Raw genomic sequence first — 8,245 nt, 5'->3', positions numbered from 1 at the left:
ATCAAATTAATGAAAAAGTGTTAAATTTAATATGGATAGGTGTTTTATATATGTCTCATTTGGCTAGGTCAGTTCAGGGAGTAACCTTTTTACCTAGACTTATTTGTAGTCTAGCTTCAGCAACTAGAAATTCAGGAAACTTCAACTCCTCCGGCAAAGGCAAATTACGCCTCGTAGTCGCAGTATCCAGTTTCCTCATTTCTGGTCAAGTCGCTTCCGCTTTTTTATTTTAAGTTGTTTTTAGCTACAGTTGCTAATTCTGCAAATGCTTTTTCATCGCTAACAGCTAGGTCAGCAAGCATTTTGCGGTTTACTTCGATACCAGCTACTTTTAACCCGTGCATTAAACGGCTGTAAGAAAGTCCGTTCATACGAGCAGCTGCGTTGATACGAGTAATCCATAGCTTACGGAAGTCGCGTTTCTTTTGACGACGGTCACGGTAAGCATACATTAATGATTTCATTACTTGTTGGTTTGCAACTTTATATAAAGTGTGTTTTGAACCGAAATAACCTTTAGCTAATTTTAATACCTTTTTACGACGTTTGCGTGTAACTGTTCCGCCTTTTACTCTTGGCATTTTGTTTCCCTCCTAAGATCAATAACCGATTATTTAATGTTGTCTAACATGTGGCGAATACGTTTGAAATCGCCTTTGCTAACTAATGTAGCTTTACGAAGCTTACGCTTTTGCTTTTGAGATTTATTTCCGAATAAGTGGCTTGTGTATGCATGTGAACGTTTAAGTTTACCAGATCCTGTTTTCTTAAAACGCTTTGCAGTACCACGGTGTGTTTTCATTTTTGGCATAGGGAGTTCCTCCTCAATTCATTACTTTTCGATTTTAGGTGCTAGTACTAAAAACATGCTTCTTCCATCCATTTTTGGGTGGGATTCAATCGTAGCTACTTCAGCACAAGCTTTAGAAAAACGATCTAAAACACGTTGACCGATTTCTTTATGTGTAATCGCACGACCTTTAAAGCGAATAGACGCTTTAACTTTGTCGCCCTTTTCAAGGAATTTAATTGCGTTACGAAGCTTTGTATTAAAATCATGCTCATCAATTGTCGGACTAAGTCTAACTTCCTTAATATTGATAACCTTTTGGTTTTTACGAGCTTCTTTTTCTTTCTTCTGTTGCTCAAAACGGAATTTACCGTAGTCCATTATACGACATACAGGTGGTTTCGCGTTAGGTGCAACCAATACAAGATCAAGATTTGCTCTTGCAGCAATTTCTAATGCTTCATTTTTGGATTTAATTCCAAGCTGATCACCGTTTTGACCAATCAAACGAACTTCGCGGGCACGAATGCCTTCGTTTACCATCATGTCTTTGCTAATAATTAGCCACCTCCAAGGTTTTTTAAAGAATGCCTCGTTTGAAATCTTGCGCATTTTACAGATTTGAGACAAACAAAAAAGTGTGAATGTATACACACCCACACTATTACAATTCATTTACACATTAATGATTAATGAACGTAAGACCTACCAACTGCAATTTGCGTCAATCAGGTGAGAAGCGGGTGCCTCTACTTTCTCAAACAAGTATTCAATTACCTACAAAAGTATAACATCTATGATGATAACTGTCAAACGGTGCAACTAGAATAGTGCAACGAAATTCATTCTAGCATGCACCTTTATGTTTGACAAGCTTTTTTTATTTTTTTACTTCCTGTAGGATCGCTGAAAGGAAAGCATCAAAGGACATAGTCTCAGATTTCTGCTCACCGTATTTACGGACATTTACCGCTTTTTCTCCCATTTCATTGTCACCTACAACAAGCATAAATGGAATTTTTTGCATTTGTGCTTCACGGATTTTATAGCCTATCTTTTCATCACGGTCGTCAATTTCGACACGTAATCCTTCTGCCTGAAGTTTCTCTTGAACACTCTTCGCATAGTCAAGATGTACATCAGGAGAAACTGGAATGACTTGAACTTGAACAGGGGCTAACCAAGTTGGAAATGCCCCTTTATACTCTTCAATCAAGTAAGCAACAAAGCGTTCCATTGTTGATACAACACCACGGTGAATAACAACTGGACGATGTTGTTTTCCATCTTCACCAATATAAGTTAAATCAAAACGTTCTGGTAATAAGAAGTCAAGTTGAACAGTTGAAAGTGTTTCATCTTTTCCAAGTGCTGTACGAACCTGAACATCAAGTTTAGGACCATAGAATGCTGCTTCACCTTCTGCCTCGAAGTAATCCAGACCAAGGTCATCCATCGCTGCCTTTAACATAGATTGAGCTTTCTCCCACATTGCGTCATCATCGAAATATTTTTCAGTGTCAGCAGGATCGCGGTAAGAAAGTCGGAAGCTAAAGTCTTGAATATCAAAGTCTTTATAAACCTCTAAAATAAGATTTACAACGCGTTTGAATTCTTCCTGAATTTGGTCAGGTCGAACGAAGATATGTGCATCATTAAGAGTCATTCCTCTAACACGTTGAAGACCCGATAATGCGCCACTCATTTCGTAGCGGTGCATTGTTCCTAATTCTGCAATTCGAATTGGAAGCTTGCGATAGCTATGAATACCATTTTTATATATCATCATGTGATGTGGACAGTTCATTGGACGTAACACAAGCTCTTCATTATCCATTTCCATTATTGGGAACATGTCTTCTTGATAATGATCCCAGTGACCAGAAGTTTTATATAAATCAACGTTTGCAAGTACTGGTGTATACACATGGTCATAGCCTAGTCTTACTTCTTTATCTACAATATAGCGTTCGATAACGCGGCGTATCGTCGCGCCTTTTGGAAGCCATAATGGCAATCCTTGACCTACTTTTTGTGAATTTGTAAACAGGCTTAGTTCCTTACCTAATTTACGATGGTCACGTTCTTTAGCCTCTTCTAGTAAACGAAGGTATTCGTCAAGTTCAGCTTTTTTAAAGAATGCAGTTCCGTAAATACGTTGTAGCATTTTATTGTCACTATCTCCACGCCAGTACGCACCAGCAATGCTTAATAGCTTAAATTCTTTAATTTTTCCTGTTGAAGGAACATGGACACCACGGCAAAGGTCAAAAAATTCACCTTGTTCGTAAATTGATAAAGGTTCTCCCTCCGGAATATCTTGAATTAATTCAATTTTAAGCTCATCGCCGATTTCCTCGTATCTTCTTAATGCCTCATCACGCGAAACCTCGACACGATGGATTTCAAGATTTTCATTTATGATCTTTTTCATTTCTTTTTCGATTTCAGGCAGATCTTCAGGTGTTAATGATTTTTCCATATCAATGTCATAGTAAAAACCATTTTCAATAACTGGCCCTACACCAAGCTTAACATCCTTGTATAGGCGTTTAATTGCTTGAGCCATAAGGTGAGCTGTACTGTGTCGCATGATTTCTAATGCTGCATCAGTATCTTGGGTAATGATTGCTATTTCACCATCTTCATGAATTTCAGTTCGTAAATCAATCTCTTTTCCATTAAACTTACCAGCGATTGACTTTTTCTTTAGGCCTGGGCTGATTGATCCTGCAATATCTTCTGTTGTTGTTCCTTTAGGAAACTCCTTCACTGCTCCGTCTGGGAATGTAATTTTTACTACATCTGACATCAGTTTTCAACTCCTTTTAAATTAAAAGCACAAGGCGCGCATCCTTAGGCTACAAGTATAAGATTAGCGCCGACAGAAGGTGCCTTTTTCCTTCTGAAGCGATTTGCTTAGACCCGAGAGCCGATGGCGCCTTGGGCTAGATATAAAAATGTGAAAATAAAAAATACCCGTCCCCAAAAAAAGGGACGAGTATATGTATCGTGGTTCCACCCTTGTTTCCACTCGAGAAAAATCGAATGGCTCAAGAAACAAATAACGGTTATCCCGTCAGTAATTACAACTTTGATAAGCAAAGGTTCACTACTGAAGTTTAGAGGTGGTAAAAGTATCATTCGTGTTAGGAAGCTTCCAGCCTTGGCCTCCCTCTCTGAAAACCGTAATTATACAATCGTGTCCTCATCATAACTTTTAAATTATAGACTACTCATTCATGAGTATTTGTAATATGTAGGTATTATAGTCTTATTTAAAAGTTAAATCAAGGGCAGTTCGTATATTTCATATTTTTTTTGCTTTCTGCCGTGTGTTTTCAAAGGACTTCTTCGTGTAAATTGTGACATTCTCTAAAAAAATATTGTGGATGGTCTGTACCATTCCATTATCAATCTGGTCCGTATAAATTGAAATTGACTTCGGAGCAATTGATACTAAAGGTGCCAATACTGCAGAATCAATGTACAAGGGCTGGTGTAGGATTAGTTTTCGATCAATATATTTAAACAATTCATCTCGCTTAATTTCAGTAAACTCATGATTATAAAAATAAAATTGCTCATCATGTAAAATATGTAATTGTTCAAGCTTTGGTTCTCGCTTCTCTCTAAATTCCCTCAGTCCTTGAATAAATGTTTGATACTCCTGCTCAAGCTTGTATTCATCAATAGCAGATTCGATTATTTGCAATAATGCCTCATTATACGACCGCATGCGAAACTTTAAAAATGATTCAAACGAGAAAGAAATAGGAATTTCCATAAAATCGTGAAGCGCTTCCTCTATCAGTTGTTCCCGCGGCACGACATCTTGAACCCCTGGGATATCAGGGTTATTCCCATCCATCAATCCTTTGGCAATTTCTAATATTTGCTTCTTCTCTTCATAATCGGTAAAGTAAAATAAATTTTCAATGTAATCGAGAATCCAATTGTCCTCTTTGTTATGAATGATAAACTCGGCCATTACCGGAATGACCACAACCTGAACTGCATATTGTATTTTCTCTGAAATGAAAACAGACACGACATTCTCCTCATCATTGACAACTTCTATGTAATCTATAGAAAGAGCTTTTGCCTTTGCAACTAAGCCCTTATACATTTTTTGTGCATCTGTTATTTCTTGGAAATGCATTTCAATCAAGCTAGTCCCCCCATTTCACCAATACCATTACCCTGTTACATGTATATGGTGAATCGGACAACTTTAGAATAAAAAAATTGGCTTTCTCTTTTTTGAGAAAGCCAATTCGATTAGTATCGTCTGTTTTTTCCTTTAAGTTCAACTGGTTTTGCTAAATATTTGATTCGTTCCATGATTCGAGCAGCTTTGACCTTTTCCTCTTCACCACGTTGCGTATATGATAAATGGTGTTCAAGACCTTTAAAATCGAAATTTGATGTAAAGAAGGTCGGTAAGTTTTCAAGCATACGGTATTGCAGGATACTACCAAGAATATCGTCACGCATCCAACTAGACATCGATTCTGCACCAATATCATCTAGCATTAAAACTGGTACTTTTTTAACTGCATCAATTTTTGAATTGATTGATTGGTCCTGTAAGGAACCTTTTAACTCCCTCATAAATTCTGGTACATACACAAGCATCGAAGAGACCTTTTTCTGAGCTAGTCCATTTGCAAGGGCCCCTAAGAAGTAAGTTTTCCCAATTCCAAACGAACCGTGTAAATATAATCCCTGCATCCGTTTGCCAGGTTCATAGTAGTCGAGAAATTCCTGAATTAAAAGAATTGCATCTGACCGTCCTTCATCAAATTCTAGAGATTCGAGGGATGCATCAAGGATATCTTTTGGAACATACATACTCTTAATTAAAGATTTATATTTAATCTGTTCATCGTGCATTACCTTTTTCGGACATCTTTCATAGCTTAATTCAATTGAGTTACCTTTAAGTTCAAGATGAGGATGAAAGCCCTGTAGCATATTTTTACACGAATGAAGGCTTTCACATTTATTACATTCCTTGCTTTGATTGATATATTCGTAAAGCTTAACAAGACTTCTATTAATCGTATCATTAGTAATTTGATCCTGATGTGCGTTAATAAAGTCCCTTACCTCAGAATGGTTTAATACCTCATGTTTAATTTGTTCATATCGCTGCTGAAAGCCAGCATGATTTGAAAGTTTTTTCAAAGAATCCTGAATCGGTTTCATATCCTCACCCCCGTCTTATTGGTTATTCTTTTTTAATCTTTCTTCAAACAGACGCTTCTTCTCTTCAAAGGAAGGACTTGATGCATTTTCCTTTGCTTTTTCCTTTTTGGGAGTTTCTTCTTTTGTACCTTCATCCTCTTGTTTTAACCAGTCAGGTAATAACTCTTTGCGAATCGGTTGTCTTTTATATTTATTTGTCTTTTTATCTGCAGTCCAATTATGCTTTTTGGCCGTCTCCATTGCATCCTTAACTGTCTTTATATTTAATCTTGCCCAGTTACTTGCAATGGTTTCGATATAAGACTTTGTTAATCTCATATCCGATTTTAACATGACATAATATAACAGTACATTCACAACACCTGGAAGTAAGTTTTGACGGAACATCACATCTTCTATAATTTTCAATTCAGAGACAGAAGGCTGTGACCCTCCAGATACATCGATTAGAAACTCTTTTGGTGAGATTCTTTCCAGTTTCTGAATTAATTCTTCTTCCTTTGTTTGAGGAGCTTTGTTTACCATTGTTTGATTTGGTAATGGTTGAACCCTTTCTGTTAAATTAGGTAATTCATTACCAGTTTCAAATTGATACCAGTCTCTTGAAGCCTTTCTTAATTTTTCGATATCAATTTTTTCGTTTGGATCAAAAGCACTCATAACAATCCCCTGCATCTCAACCGGATCGATTCCATAAAGAAAAGAAAGCTTAGTGATTGCTTCTCTTACTCTAGGTGTAATGGCATTTCTCGGAATCATTACATCTGAAAGACCTGCAAAAAACAAATCGAAATTAAAGCTTTCGTTTTCGATTACAAGCTTTTTCTCATGACTACGATCCATGTATTCTGTATTGTCATCACGTTCAAGATTGCTTTTCATTTCATCACTAATCGATGAAATCATTTTCGAGACTTGAGCAGAGGCAAATACCTCATTAAATGCTTTCGTAATCGGTTGATATGAATCTAAATCAGGTTCATGATCTGAAAAGAACTGCTTGAGTTTAAAAAATTTACCTTTTCCTAATCTGTTATACAAATAAACATTAAGAACACCATCTGTAAAAAAAGCTCTAGGTGAGAGTGGTGCCTGCAACTCATAGATAAAACTCCTAGAATGCTCATCGGATTTTACAAATGTTTTTAATAAGCCGATACCTTCAAGCTTTAATCGTTCTTGATAAATATCCTGTAGATTCGTTTGTAACAGTGCCATTAACGTATAATGGGTACTTTCCTCTCCCCATAGTCGGTTTTGCTCTAACTCACTCCACAAAGTCATATATAGACTGAAGGCTTTCATTCCAATAAGAGGTTGGTAAAGCAAAGATACAATTTTCCGGTCATAATCATGCAAAAGGTCTGCAGAATGCACAATATAACGATCAACTGGTACTAATTCCTTCCAATGCTCCATTTCATCAAAGCCTTCCATTTTTATAGGATGTCAAAAAACGGCCGAAAATGACACATCGAATTTCTGCGTAAACTGCTCCAAGTACATTGTAAATAACCTGGTTATGCGCTTGCGTCTACTAGATTATTCAAGATGTAAATTCCTCAACGCAAGGCTGCAAGGGAGTTAACTCAAGCAGTTGCCTCGCTCCGGTACTCGGGAGCGCTGCGCCGCCTTGAAATTTCGACGCACAGGACGTGCTAGTGTCGACAATACATGAGGCCGTGGCGTTTTTGTCGACGTGGTCCTTTTCAACCTCTTTTTTGAACAAGCATTTATAGTTCAAAAAAGAGCTTAACACGTATCTTAAGCCCTTTAGCGTTCTCTTTTTATTAGTTCCTTTAATTCATCGATAAAAACATTTATATCTTTAAATTGGCGGTAAACTGATGCAAAACGAACATACGCAACTTCATCTACCTTTGCCAAATGGTTCATTACATATTCACCAATAATATCGCTATTGACCTCTGCAATCCCTTGACTACGTAGTTCCTTTTCAACGTCATGAGTGATATCCTCTAATTGTTTCAAGGAAACTGGACGTTTTTCACACGCTTTAATTAGCCCCCGCAGCATCTTTTCCCTGCTGAACTCCTCGCGGGTACCTTCTTTTTTAACCACAATCAAAGGAATTTCTTCCACTTTTTCAAATGTCGTAAACCGATACTGGCATTTTTCACATTCTCGTCTTCTACGGATTGAACGACTATCATCAACTGGGCGTGAATCCAAGACTCTCGTTCCATTATGTTGACAAGTAGGGCATCTCATTCCTAACAACTC

Annotated in this window: 9 protein-coding genes and 2 other annotated features; of the genes, 1 reads left to right on the top strand and 8 read right to left on the bottom strand. The window is 37.2% G+C overall.

The window, feature by feature from the left end; all coding sequences use genetic code 11:
* Positions 1 to 233: hypothetical protein (locus tag ACR65M_RS10575; RefSeq protein WP_440273289.1), on the top strand; the 233-nt coding region annotated here is incomplete at its 5' end.
* On the opposite strand, the gene rplT is transcribed toward ACR65M_RS10575, so the two are convergent.
* The 8 genes from rplT to nrdR all read right to left on the bottom strand — a co-directional run bounded on the left by rplT (position 225) and on the right by nrdR (position 8,233).
* Positions 225 to 581, bottom strand: a complete 357-nt coding sequence (rplT, locus tag ACR65M_RS10570; RefSeq protein WP_010678372.1) for a 50S ribosomal protein L20 — start codon at positions 579 to 581, stop codon at positions 225 to 227. The two genes, ACR65M_RS10575 and rplT, sit on opposite strands and share 9 nt — an antisense overlap.
* A 29-nt stretch (positions 582 to 610) precedes the next feature.
* Positions 611 to 811 (bottom strand): 50S ribosomal protein L35, encoded by a 201-nt coding sequence (rpmI, locus tag ACR65M_RS10565; protein ID WP_057999468.1) that lies wholly within the window; start codon positions 809 to 811, stop codon positions 611 to 613.
* 21 nt (positions 812 to 832) lie between these two features.
* The gene (gene infC, locus ACR65M_RS10560; RefSeq protein ID WP_121447745.1) at positions 833 to 1,351 is read right to left on the bottom strand and encodes a translation initiation factor IF-3; all 519 of its coding nucleotides are present in this window, start codon (positions 1,349 to 1,351) and stop codon (positions 833 to 835) included.
* Positions 1,352 to 1,416: 65 nt separating this feature from the next.
* Positions 1,417 to 1,551, bottom strand: a sequence feature (ribosomal protein L20 leader region).
* A gap of 119 nt (positions 1,552 to 1,670) precedes the next feature.
* On the bottom strand, positions 1,671 to 3,602 hold the full coding sequence (gene thrS / locus ACR65M_RS10555; protein ID WP_341330673.1) for a threonine--tRNA ligase: 1,932 nt from the start codon (positions 3,600 to 3,602) through the stop codon (positions 1,671 to 1,673).
* Positions 3,603 to 3,780: 178 nt separating this feature from the next.
* Positions 3,781 to 4,014 (bottom strand) — a binding site (T-box leader).
* Positions 4,015 to 4,100: 86 nt separating this feature from the next.
* Positions 4,101 to 4,952, bottom strand: a complete 852-nt coding sequence (gene ytxC, locus ACR65M_RS10550) for a putative sporulation protein YtxC (protein ID WP_341333509.1) — start codon at positions 4,950 to 4,952, stop codon at positions 4,101 to 4,103.
* A gap of 119 nt (positions 4,953 to 5,071) precedes the next feature.
* The gene (gene dnaI / locus ACR65M_RS10545; RefSeq protein ID WP_440273288.1) at positions 5,072 to 6,001 is read right to left on the bottom strand and encodes a primosomal protein DnaI; all 930 of its coding nucleotides are present in this window, start codon (positions 5,999 to 6,001) and stop codon (positions 5,072 to 5,074) included.
* A gap of 15 nt (positions 6,002 to 6,016) precedes the next feature.
* Positions 6,017 to 7,420 (bottom strand): replication initiation and membrane attachment family protein, encoded by a 1,404-nt coding sequence (locus ACR65M_RS10540; protein WP_440273287.1) that lies wholly within the window; start codon positions 7,418 to 7,420, stop codon positions 6,017 to 6,019.
* A 354-nt stretch (positions 7,421 to 7,774) separates the two neighbouring features.
* Positions 7,775 to 8,233 (bottom strand): transcriptional regulator NrdR, encoded by a 459-nt coding sequence (gene nrdR / locus ACR65M_RS10535; protein WP_121447629.1) that lies wholly within the window; start codon positions 8,231 to 8,233, stop codon positions 7,775 to 7,777.
* Between the last annotated feature and the right edge of the window lie 12 nt (positions 8,234 to 8,245).

Source organism: Ferdinandcohnia sp. SAFN-114, assembly GCF_059415045.1.
This window is presented reverse-complemented; position numbering and strand designations above follow the sequence as displayed.